The sequence below is a fragment of the Micromonospora sp. WMMA1363 genome (assembly GCF_030345795.1).
Lineage (GTDB): Bacteria > Actinomycetota > Actinomycetes > Mycobacteriales > Micromonosporaceae > Micromonospora.
Map to the genome: position 1 here is coordinate 946,428 of NZ_JAUALB010000001.1, position 21,343 is coordinate 967,770.

Here is a 21,343-nt window from a genome sequence, read left to right on the forward strand (position 1 = left end):
CGGTGGCCGGGGCTCCGGCTCCGTGCATGGCCTGGCGCGGTCACCCGCGTCGACCGGCCTCCCACATCGCGTGGGTCGTCTCGTACTCGACCTCACCCTTCTCCGTGCCCGGCAGCGGGTCGTCCCAGGACGGGTGGTACGTGCCCGGCGGACCGCATCACCCGCCGGGACCGCGGCAACACCTCCGGGTAGCGGTTGGGGCGAGGTGGTCAGGGCAGCGGCCACTCGTGGACCGGCCGGTTGCTGTGCATGAGCTCCACATAGTGGCGGACCACCTCGCGGAGCGCCGTGGGACGGTCCAGACGGTCGGCGGACTCCAGCCGGTGCAGCGTCTCCACCTGCCAGCTCGCGCCGTTGCGGCCGGTGAGGCAACGTTGCTCGATGATGCCGAGCAGCCGGTCCCGCTCGTCCGGGGCCACGCCCCAGCGGTCCAGCCCGTGCTCGGCCAGCGGCAGCAGCCGGCGCAGCACCAGCTCGCCGACCGGCAGGTACCCGAGCCCGGGCCAGAAGACCTGCGCGTCGATGCCGTACCGGGCGCAGGCGGTGAAGTTCTCCTCGGCGGCGCTGAACGACATCTGCGACCACAGTGGCCGGTCGCTCTCGGCCAGGGCCCGGACCAGCCCGAAGTAGAAGGCGCCGTTGGCGATGGTGTCGACGACCGTCGGCCCGGCCGGCAGGACCCGGTTCTCCACCCGCAGGTGCGGTCGCCCCTTCAACACGTCGTACACCGGACGGTTCCACCGGTAGATGGTGCCGTTGTGCAGCCGCAGCTCGGCTAGCGTTGGGACGCCCCCGGCGGCAAGCGTCTCGGCCGGGTCCTCCGGGTCGCAGACCGGCAGTAGCGCGGGAAAATACCGGACGTTCTCCTCGAACAGGTCGAAGACCGTGGTGACCCAGCGTTCGCCGAACCATACCCGGGGGCGGACCCCCTGCGCCTTGATCTCCTCCGGACGGGTGTCGGTGGCCTGCTCGAACAGCGGGACGCGGGTTTCCCGCCACAGCTCGCGGCCGAAGAACAGCGGTGAGTTCGCGCCGAGTGCCACCTGGACGCCGGCGATCGCCTGCGCCGCGTTCCAGTAGTCGGCGAACTGCGCCGGGCTGACCTGGAGGTGGAACTGGGTGCTGGTGCACGCCGCTTCCGGAGTGATGGTGTCGGCGGCGATCGTCAGTCGTTCCACCCCGTTGATGGCGATCCGCAGATCTTCTCCGCGGGCGGCGAAGATCTGCTCGTTGAGCAGCTCGTAGCGGGGGTTCGCGGACAGTGCCGCCGCGGTCAGCTGGTCCGGGCGCAGTGTCGGCAGAATCCCGATCATCACCAGGTGGGCGCCGACCGTCCGGGCTTGCCTCTCCGCGGCGTTCAGGCTGGCTCGCACCTGCTGCTCGAACTCCGCCGTACCGGTTCCGGCGAGCTGTCGCGGCGCCACGTTGATCTCGACGTTGAACTGGCCCAGCTCGGTCTGGAAGTTCGGATCGGCGACCGCGGCGAGGACATCGGCGTTGCGCATGGCCGGCATCGACTCGTCGTCGACCAGATTCAATTCGATCTCCAGCCCGGTCATCGGCCGGTCGACGTCGAAGTGGGACTCCCGCAGCATCTCGGCGAAGACGTCGAGGCAGCGGCGCACCTTCCCCCGGTACCGGGCCCGATCCTCCCGGCTGAAGGTCCGCGCGCCGACATCCTCGCCCATGGTCACCACCCTGTCACCGCTGGTCCCCCCTAACCTCGCACGCCGTCCCGGGTGGGGGAAGTCCCATCGGCCCTCTTCTACCCGGTTGGTGCCGGCTGGTCACCGGTCGGACGCTCCACCGGCGCCGGGCGGCCCCGCGCCGGCCAGATGCCGCGGGTGATTCCGGTCGCGCCCCCGTCCCGGCCCGTGTCGGGGAGTGGCTAGCATGGCCGCGCGAAGGGGGTGGATCGTGACGATGCGGGAAACGGTGACTCGGCTGTTCGTCGTGGCGGCGATCGCCGAGGCGATCTCCTGGGTGGCCCTGCTGGCCGGTATGGCGGTGAAGTACGGGCCGCCCGACAACGAACTGGGTGTGCAGATCTTCGGCCCGATCCACGGCGGGCTCTTCCTGGCGTACGGCGTTGTGGTGTTGATGGTTGCCCGACTGCGCCGGTGGGGTCTGGTCAGCACCGGGGCGGCCCTGCTCTGCGCCGTGCCTCCCTTCGCCACTCTCGCTTTCGAGCGGTGGGCCCGCCGCCGTGGCCTGCTGACCGACACATCCGCCCCGACCCGGGACGCCGCCCCGGTCGGCTGACCGGGCTACGCGCCGAAGTCGGGCAGGCGACCCGTCTGGCAGCGACCGCAACGCCGGATGTCAGGACCCGACGTCAACCAGGGGTCTGTCCCGTCACGTCAACGCGGAGCAGGCCGCCAGTCCGGCGAGCAGTAGCGCGCCGAGTGCGGCCTGGAGAAGCAGCGGCGGCCCGAGGTGCGACCAGAGCGTCGCGGTGCGCGGAGTGAGCAGCTGCCCGGTGGTGAGGTTGACGACTCGCTCGATCTTCGGTGGCAGGTCGGGGTCCCGCTGCCGCCGAAGGGTGAGCTGCACGTGGTCGGCCGGGTGCAGGGCGCTCTGCGGCAGGTGCCCGTGTAGTTCGACCTCGCAGAGCTGCCCCGAGGTGTCCCGCAGGCGGACCGGGGTGACCAGATACTCGGGGCCCTTCTTCAGGTCCTTGAAGCGGCGACGGGTGCCGCCGGAACCAGCCGCGAGAACAGCCCGGACCAACGCCACCAGCAGGCCCGCCACACTGGCCGCTGCCAGGACCACCACCAGCACCGGCTGGCCCACCCGCACCTCGCGGGGGTAGCCCTCCAGCAGCCGCACGATCCGGCCGGTGACGATCCGGCCCCGCGGGTGGACGATCCGCCGGATGTGCAGGTCGCTGTCCATCGCCACCATCCAGAGCCTGGTTCCGTTTACCGATCGTATCGGTCCTTTGGGTTGAACGACGTGAATGAACGCTGGTCACGTGGGCTGCTCCGGTCAGGTGACAAGCCGTACGGCATGGGTAAGCGCAGGGCCGAGCTGGAAAGGGGTCGAGCATGCAGCTGTCCTTCCTGCGCCCGCTCTACGACCGACCGGGCCCGTGGTGCTCGGTCTACCTGGACGCCTCCGCCGACACGGAGGACGCCCATCCGGCACTGGACCTGCGCTGGCGCGCGCTGCGGGAGCAACTTCAGCGGTACGGCGCCGACGCAACGTCGATCAACGCGATCGAACGGGTCGTGCGGGGACACGATCCGATGCCGGGCGACTACGGCATCGCGGTGTTCGCCAGCCACGGTCGGGTGGCGCTGTCGGAGTACCTGTCCGCCCCGCCGGTGCGGGACCTCGCCGCGTACGCGCCGCTGCCGCACGTGATGCCGTTGCTCGCCCAGCGCGGCGAGCAGGTGGCCTGGGTACGCGTGATCGCGGACCGGACCGGTGCCGACGCGATGGCGGTCAGCGCGGGCGGGGTGCCCCGCCGCGCCCACGTCACCGGGCGCGAGGACTTCCAGCTGCACCGGGTGAAACCCGGTGGCTGGTCCCAGTCCCGGTACCAGCGGGCGGCGATGGAGGCTTGGCACTACAACGCCGGTGACGTCGCCGCGGCCACCGTCGAGCTGGCCGAGAAGGTGGGCGCCGACGTGGTGGTGGTCGCCGGCGATGTCCGGGCCACCGGCGTGATCGCCGCGCAGATGCCGGAACGGTGGCAGGACGTCATGGTCCGCACCGACGCGGGCAAGCGCGCTGGTGGAGCCGACCAGACCCGGCTGGACGACCTGACCGTGCAGACCATCGCCGAGGTGGCCGACCAGCGGATCAGCGTCACCCTGGACCGGTTCGGCATGCAGGAGGACGTGGGGGCTGGGTTGGACGCGGTGGTCTCCGCGCTGCAACGGAACCAGGTCGACACGATGATCCTCGTGGACGACCCGTCGGCCACCGGTGAGCTGTGGATCGGACCCGAGCCCACGGAGATCGCCACCGACCCGCGGCAGCTGACCGCGTTGTCGGTGACCGACCCGGCGAAGGTCCGCGCCGACGCGGCGCTCGTGCGGGCGTTGGTCGGGACCGATGCCGAGCTGACCGTGCTCGGCGCGGAGGAGGCACCGGAACTGACCGACGGCGTGGGCGCCGTGCTGCGGTACGTCGACGCCGCCACGCCCGGGCGTGACGGTGGGTGAGCCGGCGGTGGCCGGCCCCGGAGTCTGGCGGACGTGGGGCTGCGGTCCCGCTCGCCCCGCCGGAGCCGACCGCCGACGGCGACCCGTACCCGCCCGGAAGTGGGCTACGGGTGGGCTCGGGTCGATAGCCGCTGGACGGGGCCGGACGGCCCGATCGGGGCCGGCCTGCCGACAACGGACCGGGACCGCGACGGATCGGGAGATCTTCTGAATGCTCCCGGCCAGTGAGGGATGCCCCGTTTAGACCGCATCGGGACGGGAAGCCGGGCCGCGTGGTGAGCGAACGAGGCAAGGTAGGGCCGGTGCACAAGGTGCGCGAGGGGCTCACGGCCGACGGCGCCGGCTTGGCCGGCGACCGGGTCGTGGCGGTCGGCAGCGCGGCCCGGATCCTGGTCGCGGCCACGGCGCGGGCGCTTCGCGGCGCGGACTGCGCCGACCTGGGACACCCGGGACCGCTGTCGCGCTTCACCGGCGCCCCCGAGCCGGTGCGGCGAGCCGCCGCGGCCCGAACCGCAGGCCGGGTCGCGCTGACCGCGGGCCAGACCGCGGAGGTGGACGCCGGTCGCGTCGCCCGCTGGTTCGTCGACCAGTACCCGCGCCGCCGCTACCCCGGGGTGCTGTTCGGCTCCCCGCACGGCGCCGCAGCTCACCTCGCGGTGGCGCTCGGCGTGCCCTGGCTGCCGGCCGGTTTCGAGATGAGCGCCCACTGGGCGCAGGGCGCGGTGGACCGCCCGCGGGCCGCGCTGGACCACGGCGCCGCGCTCGCCGCGCGGCTGCTCGCCGGCAACCCGGACCTGCACCTGCGCCAGGTGCACTGCCCGGCCAGCCGGGGTGCCCTCGCGGGAGCGACCGTCTCGTTCGCCGCGCGATGGCGGCGGCTGCCCACCGCGTACCGCCGGTTCCTGACCGACCGGTTGGAACCCGGCGCTCCGCTGCTCCTCATCCTCGACGGTCGCACCTGGCCGGTGCTCGACTCCGCGCCCGGCCACAGCTTCCAGGTCGGTTGCCCCGGCAGCGGGCTGGACCCGGTGGATCTCCACCCGGACAGCCCCGTGCTGCGCCAGGTGCTTCGGTCCACGGGAGCCGACGGCACGCGGTGGTCGCCGCCGGAGGTCTCCGAACCGCCCCGGCCCGCCGAACACGGGGTCGAGTCCGGTTTCGACCTGACCGTCCAGGAGTGGGCCACCAGCCACCGGCATCCGGTGCACCGCGTGCTGGTGCCGGAACCAGCGGTGCTGAGCGCGGCGACCGCCGATCTGTACCGAGGTTGGCTGCGCGCGGCTGGCAAGACCGGCAACCGGCTGGTCGTCGAGTGCGGACGGCTGATCGACCCGTGGCAGGTGGTCCGGGCGGGCATGGTGCCGTACTGGTGCGAGAACGCCACCCGGCGCAGCGTCGCGGGAGTGGAGTGGTGGCTGGCTGGCAGCGAGCCGTTCAGCTCGGTGGACGTACTGCCCGAGCCGCCGGGGCTGCGGTCCCCGGCGGTCGCCGGGCTGCCGCAGTGGCTGGCCGTGGCCGGCTTCGGCCGCCGCCGGCGTGCCCTGGACCGGACGGCGGCGCGCGGTTATCCGGTCAGTTCGGTGCCCACCCGGCGGGCCACCGAGGTGCTGCGGGCGCAGCCGTACGATTTGCCGACACCGCCGCCGATGACCGTCGCCGTGGCCCTGGAAGGGCTCCGCGACAGCGGCGCTGAGCAGGGGCTACTGGTCTGTTGAGGGCCGGCACACCGAAATATCCTCGCGAACCTCGGGTCCCGTGATTGAGTACCTACGAAGCGGGAACACCGCTGGCTGCGACGGCCTGATCACGCCGTGCGGTCGCGGTGCCGTCGCCTGCTGACGTTCCAAGTCACTCAACCACTTCCGGCCCGGTGCGTGGTGCCACCACGCGCACGACCGGTTTCCCAAATCCGGGCGGGGGACCTTCCTGAGGGAGGCGTGGATGTTCGGACAGACCACCACAAGCACACCGCCATCCACCGAACGAGGCCTGGAGGACCTCGACGCGGCGGCCCTGGCATACGCGGCACGGATCGAGGGGATGCCGCCCGAGCGGCGGCAGGAGGCCCGCGACGACCTGGTGCGGTTCGCGCTGCCGTTCGCCGGGCGGTTGGCCCGCCGGTACCGGGGGCGGGGCGAGCCACTGGAGGACCTGGAACAGGTCGCCCGGCTGGGGCTGGTCAACGCGGTCGACCGGTACGACCCGGAGCGCGGGTCCTTCACCGCGTACGCGGCGATCACCATCGTCGGCGAGATCAAGCGGCACTTCCGGGACCGCACCTGGGGCGTGCACGTGCCCCGGCGGCTGCGTGACCTCATCCTCGAGGTGGGCCAGGCGACGGCCGCGTTGACCAGCGAGTTGTCCCGGGCGCCGACGGTTTCGGAGCTGGCCGGACGGCTCGAGACGCCGGAGGAGGAGATCCTCGCCGCGCTGGAGTCGGCGGCCGGGTACAGCCCGGCGTCGCTCAACGCCCCGGTGGGCGGGGAGAGTTCCGCGGAGTTCGGCGACCTGGTGGGGGAGTCCGACAACGCCCTGGAATCCGTGGACGACCGGGTGACCGTCAGCGGCCTGCTCCACCGGCTGCCCTGGCGGGAGCGCCGGATCCTCGCCATGCGGTTCTACGGCAACCAGACCCAGGCGGAGATCGCGGCCCGGTTCGGCATCTCGCAGATGCACGTCTCCCGGTTGCTGTCCCGGGCGCTGACCTGGCTCCGGCAGGCGATGCTCGCCGACGCGCCGCCGCCGTGGCAGAACGGTGCCGCTGACGCGGACTCGGCGAAGACGAAGATCTCCGTGAAACAGAACGGCGACCAGGTGGTCGTCGAGGTCGGCGGCGAGGTCGACCGGGACGGTGCCGACCAGCTGCGCAGGGCGATGCTGGAGGCGGTGACCGGTCAGCCCGCCGAGGTGGTGGTCGACCTGGTCGGCGCGGGCGGCTTCGACGCCGGCGGGATCGCCGCGCTGGTGGCCGCCCGGGAGGCGGCCGCCCGCACCGGCGTACCGCTGCGGCTGACCCGGGTCCAGCCCGCGGTCCGCCGCTCGCTGACGGCGGCCGGTCTCACCCCGACCCGGGACTAGGCCCCCGCCCGGTGGTCGTCCGGCACTCCACCCGTGATCGACGGGTGGTGGCGCCGCGGTCCCACGGTCAGTTCTCGGTGGTGTCGCCGTGGCTCCGCGGGTGGCGCCAGCGGTCGTCGTCCTCCCGCTCCCGTTGTGCGCCCAGAATCGTGTCCTCGGGCTCGTCGGTCTCCTCGAAACTGGGCCGGCGGACCTGCTCCGGCTCCGGCACCTCGATCGGCCGCGCGCCGGACTGCGGCGCCGGGTGGTAGGCGACGGCTTCCCGCGCACCGGTCGCCCCCTCGGCGCTGGGCGACTCGGGCAGGTGCCGCTCCCGACGCAGTTCCTCGCGGAATTCCTGTGGCGGTTTGGTGGTGCGCTGCGGCAGCTCGCTGCCGAGCTCGGCGACGAGTGGGCCGTACTTGGCGTCGAAGGCGGGCCGCTCGGAGCGGATCCGGGGCATGCGGTCGAAGTTGCGCAGTGGCGGCGGGCAGCTGGTCGCCCACTCCAGCGAGTTGCCGAAGCCCCAGGGGTCGTCAACGTTGACCATGGCGCCGTACCGCCACGACTTCCAGACGTTGTAGATGAAGAACAGGGTCGAGGCGCCGAGGACGAACGAGCCCAGTGTGGAGATCGTGTTCAACGTGGTGAAGCCGTCGGACGGCAGGTAGTCGGAGTACCGGCGCGGCATCCCCTCGTTGCCCAGCCAGTGCTGGACGAGGAACGTCGCGTGGAACCCGATGAACATGGTCCAGAAGTGCACCTTTCCGAGCCGTTCGTCGAGCAGGCGACCGGTCATCTTGGGAAACCAGAAGTACGCCCCGGCGAACGCGGCGAAGACGATGGTGCCGAAGAGTACGTAGTGGAAGTGGGCCACCACGAAGTAGCTGTCGGAGGTGTGGAAGTCGACCGGAGGGCTGGCCAGCAGCACGCCGCTGAGGCCGCCCAGCAGGAAGGTGACCAGGAAGCCCACCGCGAACAGCATCGGCGCCTCGAAGGTGAGCTGCCCCTTCCACATCGTGCCGATCCAGTTGAAGAACTTCACGCCGGTGGGGACGGCGATCAAATAGCTGAGGATGCTGAAGAAGGGCAGCAGTACCTGCCCGGTGACGAACATGTGATGTGCCCACACGGCCATCGACAGCACGGCGATGGCGATGGTGGCGAGTACCAGCCCGAGGTATCCGAAGATCGGCTTGCGGGCGAAGACCGGGATGATGTCGCTGATGATGCCGAAGAACGGTAGCGCGATGATGTAGACCTCGGGGTGCCCGAAGAACCAGAACAGGTGCTGCCAGAGCAGCGGCCCGGCGGTGGCCGGGTCGTAGACGTGCGCGCCGAGCAGTCGGTCCGCGGCCAGCACCAGCAGGGCGGCGGCCAACAGCGGGAAGACGAAGATGACGAGCACCGCGGTCAGCAGGATGGTCCAGGTGAAGATCGGCATCCGGAACATCGTCATCCCGGGGGCGCGTTGGGTGATGATCGTGGTGATCATGTTGACCGCACCGAGGATCGTGCCCAGGCCGGAGATCACCAGTCCGATGATCCACATATCCGTACCGACCCCTGGCGAGTGGGCGGCGCTGTTCAGGGGTGCGTAGGCGAACCAGCCGAAGTCCGCCGCGCCGGCGGGCGTGGCGAAGCCGAAGACGACCATCGTGCCGCCGAACAGGTACAGCCAGTAGGCGAGGGCGTTGAGCCGCGGGAACGAGACGTCCGGCGCGCCGATCTGCAGCGGGACGATGTAGTTGGCGAAGGCGAACACCAGGGGCGTGGCGAACAGCAGCAGCATGATCGTGCCGTGCATCGTGAACATCTGGTTGTACTGCTCGGCCGACAGGAACTGCAGACCGGGGCGGGCCAGCTCGGCCCGGATCAGCAGCGCCAGAACGCCTCCGATCACGAAGAAGACGAACGACGTGGCGAGGTAGAGCAGGCCGATCAGTTTGGCGTCGGTCGTGCCGAGCAGCTTGATCAGGCTGTTGCCGGGCAGCGCCGGCCGCAGCGGGCCGGGGTAGCCACCGAAGCGTGCCGGCGCCAGGATCGCCGGACCTCGGTCGCGTGGTTCCGTGGTGACCCGCTTGGGCATGGAAACATCACCCCGCCGTGACGACAGATGGGACGGGCGTGGCTACCCGCCCCTCGGACCATGAAACCAGGCGAGAGCAGCAATTCAGGCTAGAGCGGCAATTTCGGTCAATTGCCGGGCATGGTCGCCCAGACGGTCGGTCACCGGCGGGGGCGGCGCGCGGTCGCCGCCCCCAGCGCCACCATCCCGGCACCGAAGCCCAGGTGCAGCCAGTCGTCCGCAGCGTTCACCGGCAGGACGTTCGCCGCGCTGCCGTGGTCCACCGCCAGGCCGTAGAGCCACAGTACGAGGTAGATCGCCCCGCCCCCGACCAGGTACGTCCGGGCCGCGGTGACGGTGCGGGACAGCGTCAGACCGGCGACGCCGAACACCAGGTGCACCAGGTTGTGCAGAACCGAGACCTGGAGGACACCGAACAGCCGGGCCCCCGACTGGTGACCCGCGATCCTGAGATCGGCGAAGTCGCTGGTGACTCCGGGCACGAAACCGAGCAGTCCGATGATCAGGAACACGACGGCGACGGCGAAAGCGGCTCGGCGCACCGGCGCCCGACCCTCCGCCGGGTTGCGCCGGGCGCGCGCGTGGGCGGGCGGAAGCGTCACCGGTGGGCCCTACCCACGCCGCCGGGCCCGAAACCCGTCCGGCCGCCCCGGTCCGCCGGCCGGTCGGGCGGGGTCAGGCCGCCTGCAGGCGGGGTGTGGTGGCGGGCAGTCGGACCCGCTCGTACAGGGCCAGGTACCGTCGTGCCATCGTCGCCGGAATGAACCGGTCGGCGGCCTCCCGTCGGCACTCGGTCTCGTCCAGCAGGCTCGCGGCGAGGAGCAGGTCGGCCAGCTCGTCCTCGTCGGCGGTGAGCAGGCCGGTGCGGCCGTGGTCGACCAACTCGGGCAGGCAGCCCCGGGCGGTGGACACCACCGGCGTGCCGAGCGCCAGCGACTCGACCACCGCCGTACCGCCCGGCTCCGCCCAGCGCAGCGGGAAGAGCGCGGCGCGGGCCCCGGCCACCAGGTCGTCGCGCTCGCGCCCGGCCACCGTGCCGACCCACCGCACCAGGTCGCCGTCGACGTGCGGGGCCACCCGGTCGAGGAAGAACCGCACGTCCGGATTCCGCCGGGCCTCCGCGCCGGCCGCGGCCAGATCGACCGGCCGGTGGTACGGCCCCACCGGCCCCGCCAGCACCAGCGGGACACCCACCCGCCGCGCCACCCGGGCGCCGAGGTCCTGACCCTTGCCAGGAGTGATCCGACCCAGGACGACCGCGTAGTCACCCTTGACCGCGGGCGGGCGGCGGTGCGCGTCCACGGCGAGCGGGGTGGACAGGTGAACGTGCCCGACCGAGTGCTCGCGCAGGGCGCGTGGAGCCCGCGTCAGCTGCGCGGCGGACACCCCGTTGACCCGGACCCGGTCCCCGCCGTCGAAGGTGCCGTACAGCTCCGGATGCTTGGCCAGGTCCCAGTGCAGGGTGTGCAACGCCGGCGGGGCGTCTGGGCCCAGCGCGGTGAGCGTGGCGAGCCCGACCGCCTCCCACGTGGTCGTGCACGAGATCGATGTCGTCGCGGGCACGCAGGAGGCGCGCCACGCCGGCCAGGTGCGCCTGGGAGATCCCGCACACCTGGTTGTACGGCCGCTGCAACGCGGCGAACTGCCCGTCGGGAAAGACCGAGAACGTCTCGTCGACCGGGAGGGTGCTGGTGCCGACCGAGGCGAGCACCACCGTGACGCCGAGCCGGCGCAACTCCGGCACCAGAGTGGCGATCATGTTCTCGATGCCGCCGTAGCCCGGCGGGGGCACGGACAGCCACGGGCCGGCGTTCATCAAGACGGTGAGGCTCATCGAGGCCGACCCGCTCCCACAACGGGGCTGTGGACGCCCGGCACCGCAGCACCGGCCGGCCGGCGGAGCCGGTTCCTCACGCTGCCGCCATCCGGCGTCGCGGCACCCGGTGCCGCAGCTCGGCCAGGGGCGGACGTTCCTCGATGGAGACGTCGGTGACCACGATCTCGCGTTCCAGGTTCGGTAGGGCCTCCGAACCGCCCCGCCGGAACTGGGTGAGCAGGGCGGCGGGGAACGCGCCTGGGGCCGCCCACCCGCTGCGCTGCAGACGGGACCAGGCGGTGAGCATGATCTGCGCCGACATCCGGCCCAGCGCCGCGGTGTCCTGGTGCCGGTGCTTGCGCTCACCGAGGTCAACCTGGGCGAGCGCGTCCAGGCCGACCAGGTCGAGCAGGTCGATGAGCATGGCCGTCTCGACGCCGTACCCGGAGACGAACGGCACCCGCTCCAGCACCGCGCGACGACCGGCGTACTCGCCGGCCAGCGGTTGCACGAAACCGGCCAGCTCCGGCCAGAACAGGTTCAGCAGCGGGCGCGCCATCAGCTCGGTGACCCGGCCGCCGCCGTCGGCCTCCACACTGGCCGTACCGACCAGGGGGCGATGGTAGAAGCCCTTGACGAAGTCGACCGACGGGTCGGTGAGCAGCGGGCCGAGCAGCCCGGTGACGAAGTGCGGGCGAAACTCCCGCAGGTCGGCGTCGAGGAACGCGACCACGTCCCCCTCGGCCGCGGCGAGCCCCGCCCACAGCGCGTCGCCCTTGCCGGTGAGCCGTGGCAGGCCCCGGGTCATCGCGTCCTGGCTGACGACCTCGGCGCCGGCGGCCCGGGCCACCTGCGCGGTGCGGTCCGTGGACCGGGAGTCCACCACGATCAACTCATCCACCAGCGGCACCCGGTCGAGAAGGTGTTCCCGGATCGTGGACACGATCGCGCCGACGGTGGCCTCCTCGTTGCGCGCCGGCAGCACCACGCTGACCCGGCTGTTCCCCTTGGCGTCCAGCAGGCGCCGCGCCGGCCAGTCGCCGGCCGACGTCGTCCGGTAGGTGGCCCACGCCTCCACCACAGGTGAAACCGTCGTTTCCGTGTTCCGCACAGACACCCCCTGCTCGTGGCGGAAAACCACCCTGGTCTTCCCACTACCCGCCCCCGGCTAACCGGTCACCCGCCCCCGGCCAACCGGATCATCCCTAACAGGATGATCACCTCGGTGACGACGGCGCGTTCCTGGATGATGAACGTTTGATTGCGGCCACCCGGGGGAGATTCGATTGCGGTCACCCGGGGGAAGAGCTGGCGCGGGATCCGCGGGACGTCGTGGAAAGGCGTGGTGACATGCGCACGTGCCGGGTGGGCGTGATCGGAGCGGGCGGGGTGGCCCACCGCCACGCCCGCGTGCTGCGCGACTTCGACGACGCCGAGTTGCTCGGGGTGACCGACGTGCTGCCGACGGCCGCCGCCGCTCTGGCCGAAACGTACCGGGTGCCGGCTTTCGCCGGTGTCGAGGAGCTGCTGGCCGCCGGACCGGACGCGGTGTACGTGTGCGTGCCGCCGTTCGCCCACGGGCCGGCTGAGGAGGCCGTGATCGCGGCCGGGTTACCGATGTTCGTGGAGAAGCCGGTGGCGGTCGACCTGGCCACCGCCGAGCGGATCGGCGGCCTGGTCGCCGAGCGGGGACTGCTCACCGGCGTCGGCCACCAGTGGCGGTACCTGCCGGTGGTCGAGCGGGCCCGTGGACTGCTCGCCGGCCGTCCGGTGCGGATGGTCGCCGGGTCCTGGCTGGACAAGGTGCCCCCGGTGGCGTGGTGGTCCCGGCGGGACAACTCCGGTGGCCCGGTGGTCGAGCAGGCCGCGCACGTGCTGGACCTGATCCGCCTGCTCGTCGGGGAGGTCACCGAGGTGACCGCGTACGGAAACGGCACGCCGCCGCCGGTCGACGGCGCCGACGTCGACGCGGTGACCACGGCCGTACTGCGGATCGCCGGTGGTGCCGTCGGCACGCTCAACGCCGCCTGCGTCCTCGGCTGGCAGCACCGCGTCGGGCTGGAGGTTCTCGCCGACGGGCTGGCCCTGTCGCTGACCGAGGCGGGCCTGGTGGTCCGCGACGCCGACGGCGAGCGATCGTTCCCCGCCGACCCGGACGCCGCTCGGGTGGCCGTGGACCGGGCGTTCGTCGACGCCGTCCGCGGTGTCGGAGACGACGTCCGCGCGCCGTACGCGGAGGCGCTCGACACCCACCGGCTAGCGGTCGCGGTGGCGGACTCCGCGTCCACCCGTCGGACCGTGCGCCTGCCCGCTCCCGCCACCGCGCGGACCGTCACCACCGGCGTCACCACCGGCGTGACCGTCGATGCGTGACCGGGTCGTGGCCGTCACCGCCCCCGGCCGGGTGGAACTGGTCGAGCAGGACGCCGCGCCCCTGACCGAGGGCACCTTCCGGGTCGAGACGCTCTACAGCGGCGTCTCCGCCGGCACCGAGTTGAGCTTCGTCAAGGGCACCAACCCGTACCTCAACGGCACCTGGAATCCGGGCCTCGGCCTGTTCCAGCCCGGGGAGGCGAGCACTCCGTACCCGGTGACCCGGTTCGGCTACATGCAGGTCGGGCGGGTGGTGGAGAGCAGCACCCCGGCCGTCGCCGTCGGCGCGGTCGGGGCCATGACGTACGGCCATCGCACCGGCCACGTCGCCGACCCGCTGACGGAGCGGTTCGTCCCGCTGCCCGAAGACCTCGACCCGCTGCTCGGTGTGTACGTGGCGCAGCTCGGGCCGATCTGCGCCAACGGCCTGCTGCACGCCGCGGCCGACCTGCACGGCGCCGGCGTCCGGTCGCTCGCCGACGGGGTGCGCGGCCGGCGCGTCGCCGTGGTCGGCGCCGGGGTGGTGGCGTTGCTCACCGCGCTGTTCGCCACCCGGCACGGCGCCGCGTCGGTGGTGGTGCTCGATCCGACTCCGCAGCGTCGGGCGGCCGCCGAGGCACTGGGCCTGGCGGTCCTCGATCCGGCGGTGGACGATCCGGCGGTGGTGCTCAAGAGCCGGTGGGCGCACGCCGCCGGTGACCGGGGCGCCGACGTGGTGTTCCAGTGCCGTGGCCAGGCCTGGGCGTTGCAGCTCGCGCTGCGCCTGCTGCGCCCGCAGGGCGTCGTGATCGACCTCGCCTTCTACCAGGCCGGCGCGGACGCCGTCCGGCTCGGTGAGGAATTTCACCACAACGGCCTCTCGGTGTGTTGCGCGCAGATCGGCCGGGTGCCCCGGGGGCTCGCCTCGACCTGGGACCGGGAGCGGCTGAGCGCGGAGACGATCGACCTGCTCCGAGCGTACGGTCGGGCGGTCCGTGCCCACCTGGTCTCGGCGGTGGTGCCGTTCGAGGAAGCCCCGACGCTGCTCACCGCCCTGGCCGAGCGCCGCCGCCAGGAGCTGCAGGTCGTGCTCACCTGCTGACCGGGTTGGCTACCGTTCCCGGCATGACCACCCCCGGCACCACAGCACCGGTCGGCCTCGCCGCCCTCCTGCCGTACCTGCGCGCCCACCGCGGCATCCTCGCCGTGGTGGGCGCGCTGTCCCTGGCCGGCGCCGCGGCGTCGCTGGCGCAGCCGCTGCTCACCCGCGAGGTGCTGGACGCGGTGACCGCCGCCCGGCCGATCAGCCTCCTGGTCGGCCTCCTGGTGGGGCTGGTGCTGGCCGCCGCGGTGCTCGGCGGGTTCCGGGACTACCTGCTGCAACGCACCGCCGAGGGGCTGGTGCTGGCGACCCGGCGGCGGCTGGCCGGGCACCTGCTGCGGCTGCCGGTCGCGGAGTACGACCGCCGGCGCACCGGCGACCTGCTGTCCCGGGTCGGTTCGGACACCACGCTGCTGCGCGCCGTGGTCACCTCGGGCCTGTTCGAAGTGGTCACCGGGGCGGTGATGGTGCTCGGCGCGACCGGTGCGATGCTGCTGCTCGACCCGGTGCTGTTCGGGGTGACCCTGCTCGGCGTGGCCGCGGGCGTGACCTTCGCGGTCACGGTGGCGCGGCGGGTCCGTGGCCTCGCCCGGGCGGCCCAGGAGCGCGTCGGCGAGATGACCTCCGCGGTGGAACGGGCGATCTCGGCCGCCCGGACGATCCGCGCCGCCCGGCCGAGCAGCGGGAGGCCGACGCGGTGGAAGCGAGCGCCGGTGCGGCGTACGCGGCGGGCCTGCGCGTCGCCCGGGTGCAGGCGGTGGTCGCGCCGGTGAGCACGGTGACCATTCAGGGCGCGTTCCTGCTCGTGCTGGGCATCGGTGGGGCCCGGGTGGCCGCGGGCGCGATCAGCGTCGGTGACCTGGTGGCGTTCATCATGTTCCTGTTCTTCCTGGTGCTGCCGCTCGGGCAGGCGGTGAACGCGTACACCCAGGTGCAGGCCGGCCTGGGGGCGCTGCACCGGATCGAGGAGGTGCTCGCGGTGCCGGCCGAGGACGCCAGCGACCGGCCCACGGTCACCGTGGCCGAGTGGCCCGCCCCGTCGGCACCGGCCGTACCCATGATCGAGTTCGACCGGGTCGGCTTCGGCTACCCGGGCGGTCCGGCGGTGCTGCACGAGGTGAGTTTCGCCGTCCCCGCCGGCACCCGGACCGCCCTGGTCGGCCCGTCCGGCGCCGGCAAGTCGACCCTGCTCGCCCTGGTGGAGCGCTTCTACGAGGTGACCGACGGGGCGCTGCGGCTCGGTGGGGTGGACGTGCGGGATCTGCCCCGGGACGTGCTGCGCGCCGGCCTCGGGTACGTGGAACAGGAGGCCCCGGTGCTGGCCGGCACCCTGCGGGAGAACCTGTTGATCACGGCGCCGGGGGCGGCGGAGGCGCGGCTGCGGGCGGTGCTCGACGAGGTGAACCTCGGTCACCTGGTCGAGCGCGCCCCCGAGGGGCTGGACGTACAGGTGGGTGAGGGTGGGGTGCTGCTCTCCGGCGGGGAGCGGCAGCGGCTGGCGATCGCGCGGGCACTGCTGGCCGGCCCGCCGGTGCTGCTGCTCGACGAGCCGACGAGCAACCTCGACGCACGCAACGAGGCGGCCCTGCGCCGGGCGATTGACGCCGTGGCGGTACGGCGCACCCTGTTGATCGTGGCGCACCGGCTCTCCACCGTCGTCGACGCCGACCAGATCGTGGTGCTCGACGGCGGACGGGTCGTCGCCACCGGCAGCCACGACGACCTGACCGTCACCAGCCCGCTCTACCGGGAGCTGGCCGCACACCAGCTACTGGTCGGCTGAGCGTGACCGGCCGGTGGCGACACCCGGGCGGGCGGGACACGGAAGATCGGTCCGGTCGCGTACCGTTGCCGCTCATGGGTGTGTCGCAACGGTTGAAGAGCAGGTTCCGCCGGTTTCTCCAGCGCCCGGGGACGACGGTCGACCTGGGGCCGCTGGAGAAGATCCTGCCCGCGGCCGAGGCGCGCGAGGAGAAGCTGCGGACGCTCGACGACGTCGAGCTGACCGAGGCGGCCGGTAAGGCCGCGGGCTACGAGGAGATCTGCGCGATCGGCCGCGAGGCCGCCCGCCGGGGCCTCGACCAGCGACCGTACGACGTGCAACTGCTCGGCGCGATGGCGCTGTTGTCCGGCAAGGTCGCGGAGATGGCCACCGGTGAGGGCAAGACCCTGACCGCCGCGATCGCCGCGTACGGGCACGTCCGGCTGGGTAACGGCCCGGTGCACGTGCTCACCGTCAACGACTACCTGGCCCGCCGTGACGCCCAGTGGATGGAGCCCGTCTACACCCTGCTCGGCCTCACCGTCGGCTGGGTCAACGAGGCGTCCACGCCGCAGGAGCGGCGCGACGCGTACGCCTGCGACGTCACCTACGTGTCGGTCAGCGAGGCCGGCTTCGACTACCTGCGCGACCAGTTGGTCACCGATTTCGCCGACCGGGTGCAGCCGGCGCTGTGCACCGCGATCGTCGACGAGGCCGACTCGATCCTGATCGACGAGGCCCGGGTGCCGATGGTCCTCGCCGGTGCGGTCGCCGGCGAGCAGGACCCGGTGCACACCGCCGCCGCGCTCGTGCGCGGCCTGCGCAGGGGCACGCACTACACCGTCGCCGAGGACGGCCGCAACGTCTCCTTCACGGCCTCCGGCCTGGCCACCGTCGAGGCCAGGCTCAGCGTCGACCTGTACGACGAGGAGAACGTCGCCCAGCTCTCGGCGGTGAACGTGGCCCTGCATGCCCACGCCCTGCTGCACCGCGACGTGGACTACATCGTCCGCGAGGACACGGTCGAGTTGATCGACGAGATGCGCGGCCGGGTCGCGCAGCGCCGCCGCTGGCCCGACGGCCTCCAGGCGGCCGTCGAGGCGAAGGAGGGCCTGGACGCCACCGCCGAGGGAGAGGTGCTGGGCACGATCGCCGTGCAGGCGTACATCGGTCTCTACCCGACGGTCTGCGGGATGACGGCCACCGCCGTGCTCGTCGGCGACCAGCTGCGCGAGTTCTTCGGCCTCGAGGTGGCGGTCATCCCGCCGAACACCCCCTGTGTCCGGGAGGACGAGCCGGATCGGATCTACGCAACCCGCGCCGAGAAGGAGGAGGCGCTGATCGACGAGATCAGGCGCAACCACGAGCGCGGACGACCGGTGCTGGTCGGCACGCTCGACGTCAAGGAGTCCGAGGGGCTGGCCGCCGGTCTGAACGCGGCCGGCGTGCCGTGCGTCGTCCTCAACGCCAAGAACGACGACGACGAGGCGGCGATCATCGCCGAGGCCGGCGCCCACGGTGCGGTGACCGTCTCCACCCAGATGGCCGGCCGGGGTGTCGACATCCGCCTCGGCGGCAGCGACCAGGCCGACCGGGACCGGGTCGCGGGACTCGACGGCCTGTACGTGATCGGCAGCGGTCGGCACGACAGCCGTCGCGTCGACGACCAGCTGCGTGGGCGGGCCGGCCGGCAGGGCGATCCGGGTGGGTCGGTCTTCTTCGTCAGCCTGGAGGACGAGCTCGTCGTACGCCACGCCGGCGAGACCGTGCCCGCGTCGCCCCGGATGAACGCTGACGGCCTGGTCACCGACCCGCAGGTGGACTACGCCGTCGAGCACGCCCAGCGGGTCGCCGAGGGGGTCAACCACGAGATCCACCGCAACACCTGGCGCTACAGCGTGGTGATCGAGCAGCAGCGCAAGGCCCTCGCCGAACGTCGGGAGCGGCTGCTGACCACCGATGTCGCCGCGCTGATGCTGTTGGACAAGGTGCCCGACAAGGCCGGGGAGATGGACGAGGACCTGCTCGCCCGGGTCGCCCGGTCGATCGCCCTGTTCCACCTCGACCGGCTCTGGGCCGATCATCTCGCCGAGCTGTCCGAGGTGCGCGAGGGCGTGCACCTGCGGGCGCTGGGCCGGCTGGACCCGCTGGACGAGTTTCACCGTGCCGCCGTGCCCGCGTTCACCGACCTCGTCCCGGAGATCGAGCGGCGGACGATCGCGACCTTCACCGAGACCGAGATCGACGAGACCTGGGAGCCCGACGAGGCGAAGCTGGTCCGGCCGAGCGCCACCTGGACGTACCTCGTGCACGACAACCCGTTCGGCTCCGAGTTGGATCGGCTCATCGCCTCGGTGGGCCGGCGGATCAGCGCCGCGTCTCGTTAGGTCGCGCCGGCGCTGACCGGGCCGGTACCGGGTCCGGTACGGTCTGGTATCGGATAGGGCCCCATTTTGTGCCGTTTCGACCCCTGTCTGCGGGGTAGTACCCCGGGTCTGCAGAGTCGGGAGAGATCAGGAACATGGAACAGGGGACAGCTCCGATGGGGCGCGCCGCGTCGCGCGCGGAAGCGGTGGGGGCGGAAGACCGGTGAATCTGGAGATGCGGGAGTCGGTCGGGGAGACGCTCGGCGTGTTGGAGACCGCCGCCCTGCTGCGGGAGGTGACCGCCGGACTGATCGGCGTCAACGACTTCGACGAGGCGCTCGGCGTCGTCGTCCGGATCGCGAACGACGCGGTGGCTGGGGCCAGCTGGTGCGGATTCACCGCCCTACGGGCCGGGGAGCCGGCCGGCCTGGCGGCCTCCGACCAACGACTCGCCGGTCTGGACGACCTGCGGCACGGCCCGGATTCCCCGGCCATGCAGGCGATCCGGCGGCGGGAGATGGTGGTGTCCGAACACCTGGGCCGTGAGTCCCGTTGGCCGGACTGGACGCCACGGGCCCGAGAACTCGGGGTGTGGGCAGTGCTGTCCGCTCCGGTCGACGTGGACGAGCAGGTGATCGGAGCGCTCAACCTCTACGCCGGCGCCGCCGACGTGCTCGCGCCCCGGCACCAGCTCACCGCCATGCTCCTCGCCGAGCACGTCGGGCTGCTCCTCGCCGCCGTGCGGGACCGGGCACGCGCCGCCGTCGAGGCCGGCCAGCTCGACGCCGCGCTGCTTGGCGACGGGGTCATCGGCCAGGCGGTGGGGGTCATCATGACCCAGCGCGGCTGCCGCGCCGAGGAGGCCATGGACGTGCTGCGTAGCGCGGCGACGTCGCTGTCCATCCCGCTGCGAGAGGTCGCCGAGCGACTGGTCAGCACGGTCTCCCGCCCCCGGGAGAACTGACCTCGTGCGTCGTTTCGCCCCAGGTGCCCCCGGGTAGCACACTCTGGACTGGTGAGCTGAGGCGACCTGGGGAGAAGGCGATGCAGAGCCGGCTGCGGGTGCGGGGGAATCCGATCCAACCGATGCTGGTGACGTTTCCGTTCGGGCTCTTCGTGAGCGCGGCGGTGTTCGATCTGATCGACGTGCTCGGAGGTCCGGCGCTCCTCGGCGAGGTGGGGTACTGGACCGCCGTGGCCGCCCTGGTCGCGGCCGCGCTCGCCACCGTCGCCGGGACGATCGACCTGTGGGACGTCCCCGGCGGGGGACCCAGCGAACCGCGGTGGCGTTCAACCTGGTCAACACGGCGATGGCCGGCCTGTTTGTGGTCGCCTGTCTGGTTCGGGCGGATCTACCGCGGCGGGGAGCCACCGTGGCGCTGCTGGTCACCGAGGTGCTCGCCCTCGTCGTGGGTAGCTACGGTGTCGCGCTGGGCGCCCGCCTGGTGCGCAGTTTCGACGCCCGCCAGGTCGACGCTGCCACCCTCGATGCCCTGGACGGCGGCGTCAGCGCCACCATGGAGATCGGCCGCCCCCGCTCGTAGCTGGCGCTGCGGTTTCCGTTTGCTGCGGGGAGGTCGCCGGCCCCGGCACGTCCTCGTCACGGCGAAGCGGGCGGCTGAGGCCGTCAGTGGGCCGCCGTGTGGTGGGCCGCCAGGACGTCCTCGCCGAAGTCGCTGGCCGGGCGGCGGAGCACGGTGTGGGCGTGGTTGCCGTCCTCGGTCGTGTTGTCGTACTCGATCAGCAGGTCGTCGCCCTGCACCCGGTAGTAGTGGCGCTGACCGGGGCGGGTGGGGCCGGCCCAGGCGAAGTGCAGCGGAGAGTCGGCGAGGCGGCGCGCCTCCCGGATCGCCAGCTCGGCCGGGAGGCGGTCGAGGTAGAGGGCGACGAGCTGGTCCAGCAGGGACCGGCCGGTGGGGCCGAGCCGCTCGGCGGGCACGCCGAGCGGCTCCAGCGGGGCGTCGACCCGCGGTCGGGTCGCGCTGACGATGTCGGCGGGTGCCTCGGCGGCGACGATCGCGGCCGCCCTGCCGGTCGGCCCGATCGCGTCCAGCAGGGACCGGGCGAGATCCTCCTCGGGGCCGAGGGGGCGCGAGACCGGGCGGCCGGCCCACCGGACGGCGGCCGGGTTCGCGCCGAAGAAGACCGGAGCGGGGGACACCTGGTCGGCGACCACGGTCATGCTGACCGACAGGTGGTGCCCCTCGACCCGCCATGCCCACGCGTCGTCGCGGGCCGGATCGCCGAACACGGCCACCCAGTAGTCGTCGCTGTGCCGGTCGCGTCGCCACCCCTCGGCCCGATCGAGCACCTCCTCGAGCGCGATGATCGTCATCGCCTGGGCGTACGCCGATGGGCTCAGCGCGGTGGCCAGCAGCCGGTGGACGGCTTTGCGGGCGGTGCGGTCGAGGTCGGCGAGGCAGACGCCGGGGCGGGGCCGGGGACGGTACTCCAGCCAGTGCCGCGCCGCCAGGTCGTCGAAGCGGTGCGCCGCGCGCGTCCGGACGGGCTCGGCCAGGGCGGCGAGCAGCGCCGTGCCTGCGGTGCGCATGCGCTCGGGTAGGGGATCCTCCACCGCACCTGTATACCGGTCTGGTGCGGCCCGCCGCCGGCCGACGCCGCGACCG

19 protein-coding genes and 1 pseudogene are annotated in these 21,343 nt (G+C 72.7%); 13 read left to right on the forward strand and 7 right to left on the reverse strand.

Going from position 1 to position 21,343, the window contains the following annotated elements; genetic code table 11:
* Positions 1-209 precede the first annotated feature (209 nt).
* Positions 210-1,688 (reverse strand): glutamate-cysteine ligase family protein, encoded by a 1,479-nt coding sequence (locus tag QTQ03_RS04330; RefSeq protein ID WP_289276830.1) that lies wholly within the window; start codon positions 1,686-1,688, stop codon positions 210-212.
* 235 nt (positions 1,689-1,923) lie between these two features.
* Between QTQ03_RS04330 and QTQ03_RS04335 the strand changes: the two genes are divergently transcribed.
* Positions 1,924-2,262, forward strand: a complete 339-nt coding sequence (locus tag QTQ03_RS04335) for a DUF3817 domain-containing protein (RefSeq protein ID WP_289280667.1) — start codon at positions 1,924-1,926, stop codon at positions 2,260-2,262.
* Between the two features lie 93 nt (positions 2,263-2,355).
* Here QTQ03_RS04335 and QTQ03_RS04340 read toward each other — a convergent pair whose 3' ends face one another.
* A complete protein-coding gene (locus tag QTQ03_RS04340) occupies positions 2,356-2,904 on the reverse strand; it encodes a hypothetical protein (RefSeq protein ID WP_289276831.1) in 549 nt (182 codons plus the stop codon).
* A 143-nt stretch (positions 2,905-3,047) separates the two neighbouring features.
* Here QTQ03_RS04340 and QTQ03_RS04345 point away from each other — a divergent pair, with 143 nt between their 5' ends.
* From QTQ03_RS04345 to QTQ03_RS04355, 3 genes are all read left to right on the forward strand, one after another.
* Positions 3,048-4,172: a baeRF2 domain-containing protein gene (locus QTQ03_RS04345; RefSeq protein ID WP_289276832.1), complete on the forward strand. Its 1,125-nt coding sequence runs from the start codon at positions 3,048-3,050 to the stop codon at positions 4,170-4,172.
* A 311-nt stretch (positions 4,173-4,483) separates the two neighbouring features.
* Positions 4,484-5,887 carry a hypothetical protein gene (locus QTQ03_RS04350; RefSeq protein WP_289280668.1) on the forward strand — a complete coding sequence of 468 codons (1,404 nt, stop codon included), beginning with the start codon at positions 4,484-4,486 and terminating at the stop codon, positions 5,885-5,887.
* 226 nt (positions 5,888-6,113) lie between these two features.
* Positions 6,114-7,250 (forward strand): SigB/SigF/SigG family RNA polymerase sigma factor, encoded by a 1,137-nt coding sequence (locus QTQ03_RS04355; protein ID WP_289276833.1) that lies wholly within the window; start codon positions 6,114-6,116, stop codon positions 7,248-7,250.
* Positions 7,251-7,317: 67 nt separating this feature from the next.
* Here the strand turns inward: QTQ03_RS04355 and ctaD are convergent, their stop codons facing one another.
* The 3 genes from ctaD to QTQ03_RS04370 form a co-directional block, all read right to left on the reverse strand.
* Entirely contained in the window at positions 7,318-9,318 is a 2,001-nt protein-coding gene (ctaD, locus tag QTQ03_RS04360) for an aa3-type cytochrome oxidase subunit I (protein WP_289276834.1), read from the reverse strand.
* A gap of 140 nt (positions 9,319-9,458) precedes the next feature.
* Positions 9,459-9,920, reverse strand: coding sequence for a DUF4383 domain-containing protein (locus tag QTQ03_RS04365; RefSeq protein WP_289276835.1), 462 nt, complete (start codon positions 9,918-9,920; stop codon positions 9,459-9,461).
* A gap of 73 nt (positions 9,921-9,993) precedes the next feature.
* On the reverse strand, positions 9,994-10,881 hold the full coding sequence (locus QTQ03_RS04370) for a glycosyltransferase (protein WP_289276836.1): 888 nt from the start codon (positions 10,879-10,881) through the stop codon (positions 9,994-9,996).
* Here QTQ03_RS04370 and QTQ03_RS04375 point away from each other — a divergent pair.
* Positions 10,866-11,096: a hypothetical protein gene (locus QTQ03_RS04375; protein WP_289276837.1), complete on the forward strand. Its 231-nt coding sequence runs from the start codon at positions 10,866-10,868 to the stop codon at positions 11,094-11,096. The two genes, QTQ03_RS04370 and QTQ03_RS04375, sit on opposite strands and share 16 nt — an antisense overlap.
* A 132-nt stretch (positions 11,097-11,228) precedes the next feature.
* Here QTQ03_RS04375 and QTQ03_RS04380 read toward each other — a convergent pair whose 3' ends face one another.
* On the reverse strand, positions 11,229-12,212 hold the full coding sequence (locus QTQ03_RS04380) for a glucosyl-3-phosphoglycerate synthase (protein ID WP_289280669.1): 984 nt from the start codon (positions 12,210-12,212) through the stop codon (positions 11,229-11,231).
* A gap of 272 nt (positions 12,213-12,484) precedes the next feature.
* Here QTQ03_RS04380 and QTQ03_RS04385 point away from each other — a divergent pair, with 272 nt between their 5' ends.
* The 8 genes and pseudogenes from QTQ03_RS04385 (at position 12,485) to QTQ03_RS04415 (ending at position 20,260) form a co-directional block, all read left to right on the forward strand.
* Entirely contained in the window at positions 12,485-13,507 is a 1,023-nt protein-coding gene (locus tag QTQ03_RS04385) for a Gfo/Idh/MocA family protein (RefSeq protein WP_289276838.1), read from the forward strand.
* Positions 13,500-14,588: a zinc-binding dehydrogenase gene (locus tag QTQ03_RS04390; RefSeq protein WP_289276839.1), complete on the forward strand. Its 1,089-nt coding sequence runs from the start codon at positions 13,500-13,502 to the stop codon at positions 14,586-14,588. The genes QTQ03_RS04385 and QTQ03_RS04390 overlap by 8 nt, the downstream gene beginning before the upstream one ends.
* 23 nt (positions 14,589-14,611) lie before the next feature.
* Positions 14,612-15,361 (forward strand): ABC transporter transmembrane domain-containing protein, encoded by a 750-nt coding sequence (locus tag QTQ03_RS04395; protein WP_289276840.1) that lies wholly within the window; start codon positions 14,612-14,614, stop codon positions 15,359-15,361.
* A complete protein-coding gene (locus QTQ03_RS04400) occupies positions 15,286-16,371 on the forward strand; it encodes an ABC transporter ATP-binding protein (protein ID WP_289276841.1) in 1,086 nt (361 codons plus the stop codon). Before QTQ03_RS04395 ends, QTQ03_RS04400 begins: the two co-directional genes overlap by 76 nt.
* Before the next feature lie 74 nt (positions 16,372-16,445).
* Positions 16,446-18,737, forward strand: coding sequence for an accessory Sec system translocase SecA2 (secA2, locus tag QTQ03_RS04405; protein WP_289276842.1), 2,292 nt, complete (start codon positions 16,446-16,448; stop codon positions 18,735-18,737).
* A gap of 202 nt (positions 18,738-18,939) precedes the next feature.
* Positions 18,940-19,680, forward strand: a complete 741-nt coding sequence (locus QTQ03_RS04410) for a GAF and ANTAR domain-containing protein (RefSeq protein WP_289276843.1) — start codon at positions 18,940-18,942, stop codon at positions 19,678-19,680.
* Between the two features lie 122 nt (positions 19,681-19,802).
* Positions 19,803-19,916 (forward strand): annotated as a pseudogene (locus QTQ03_RS30215) (DUF2231 domain-containing protein); the annotation flags it as partial.
* A gap of 47 nt (positions 19,917-19,963) precedes the next feature.
* Complete coding sequence (locus QTQ03_RS04415; RefSeq protein ID WP_289276844.1) at positions 19,964-20,260, forward strand: hypothetical protein; 297 nt, start codon at positions 19,964-19,966, stop codon at positions 20,258-20,260.
* Between the two features lie 83 nt (positions 20,261-20,343).
* Here the strand turns inward: QTQ03_RS04415 and QTQ03_RS04420 are convergent, their stop codons facing one another.
* Positions 20,344-21,291, reverse strand: a complete 948-nt coding sequence (locus tag QTQ03_RS04420; protein ID WP_289276845.1) for a DUF3500 domain-containing protein — start codon at positions 21,289-21,291, stop codon at positions 20,344-20,346.
* Positions 21,292-21,343 lie beyond the last annotated feature (52 nt).

What these genes read in the sequence shown, in the direction of transcription:
- QTQ03_RS04340 (WP_289276831.1), bottom strand. Translation starts at nt 2,904, where the DNA reads ATGGTGGCGATGGACAGCGACCTGCACATCCGGCGGATCGTCCACCCG.
- secA2 (WP_289276842.1), top strand. Translation starts at nt 16,446, where the DNA reads ATGGGTGTGTCGCAACGGTTGAAGAGCAGGTTCCGCCGGTTTCTCCAG.
- QTQ03_RS04355 (WP_289276833.1), top strand. Translation starts at nt 6,114, where the DNA reads ATGTTCGGACAGACCACCACAAGCACACCGCCATCCACCGAACGAGGC.
- QTQ03_RS04390 (WP_289276839.1), top strand. Translation starts at nt 13,500, where the DNA reads ATGCGTGACCGGGTCGTGGCCGTCACCGCCCCCGGCCGGGTGGAACTG.
- QTQ03_RS04335 (WP_289280667.1), top strand. Translation starts at nt 1,924, where the DNA reads ATGCGGGAAACGGTGACTCGGCTGTTCGTCGTGGCGGCGATCGCCGAG.
- QTQ03_RS04375 (WP_289276837.1), top strand. Translation starts at nt 10,866, where the DNA reads ATGTCGTCGCGGGCACGCAGGAGGCGCGCCACGCCGGCCAGGTGCGCC.
- ctaD (WP_289276834.1), bottom strand. Translation starts at nt 9,318, where the DNA reads ATGCCCAAGCGGGTCACCACGGAACCACGCGACCGAGGTCCGGCGATC.
- QTQ03_RS04345 (WP_289276832.1), top strand. Translation starts at nt 3,048, where the DNA reads ATGCAGCTGTCCTTCCTGCGCCCGCTCTACGACCGACCGGGCCCGTGG.
- QTQ03_RS04385 (WP_289276838.1), top strand. Translation starts at nt 12,485, where the DNA reads ATGCGCACGTGCCGGGTGGGCGTGATCGGAGCGGGCGGGGTGGCCCAC.
- QTQ03_RS04330 (WP_289276830.1), bottom strand. Translation starts at nt 1,688, where the DNA reads ATGGGCGAGGATGTCGGCGCGCGGACCTTCAGCCGGGAGGATCGGGCC.
- QTQ03_RS04395 (WP_289276840.1), top strand. Translation starts at nt 14,612, where the DNA reads ATGACCACCCCCGGCACCACAGCACCGGTCGGCCTCGCCGCCCTCCTG.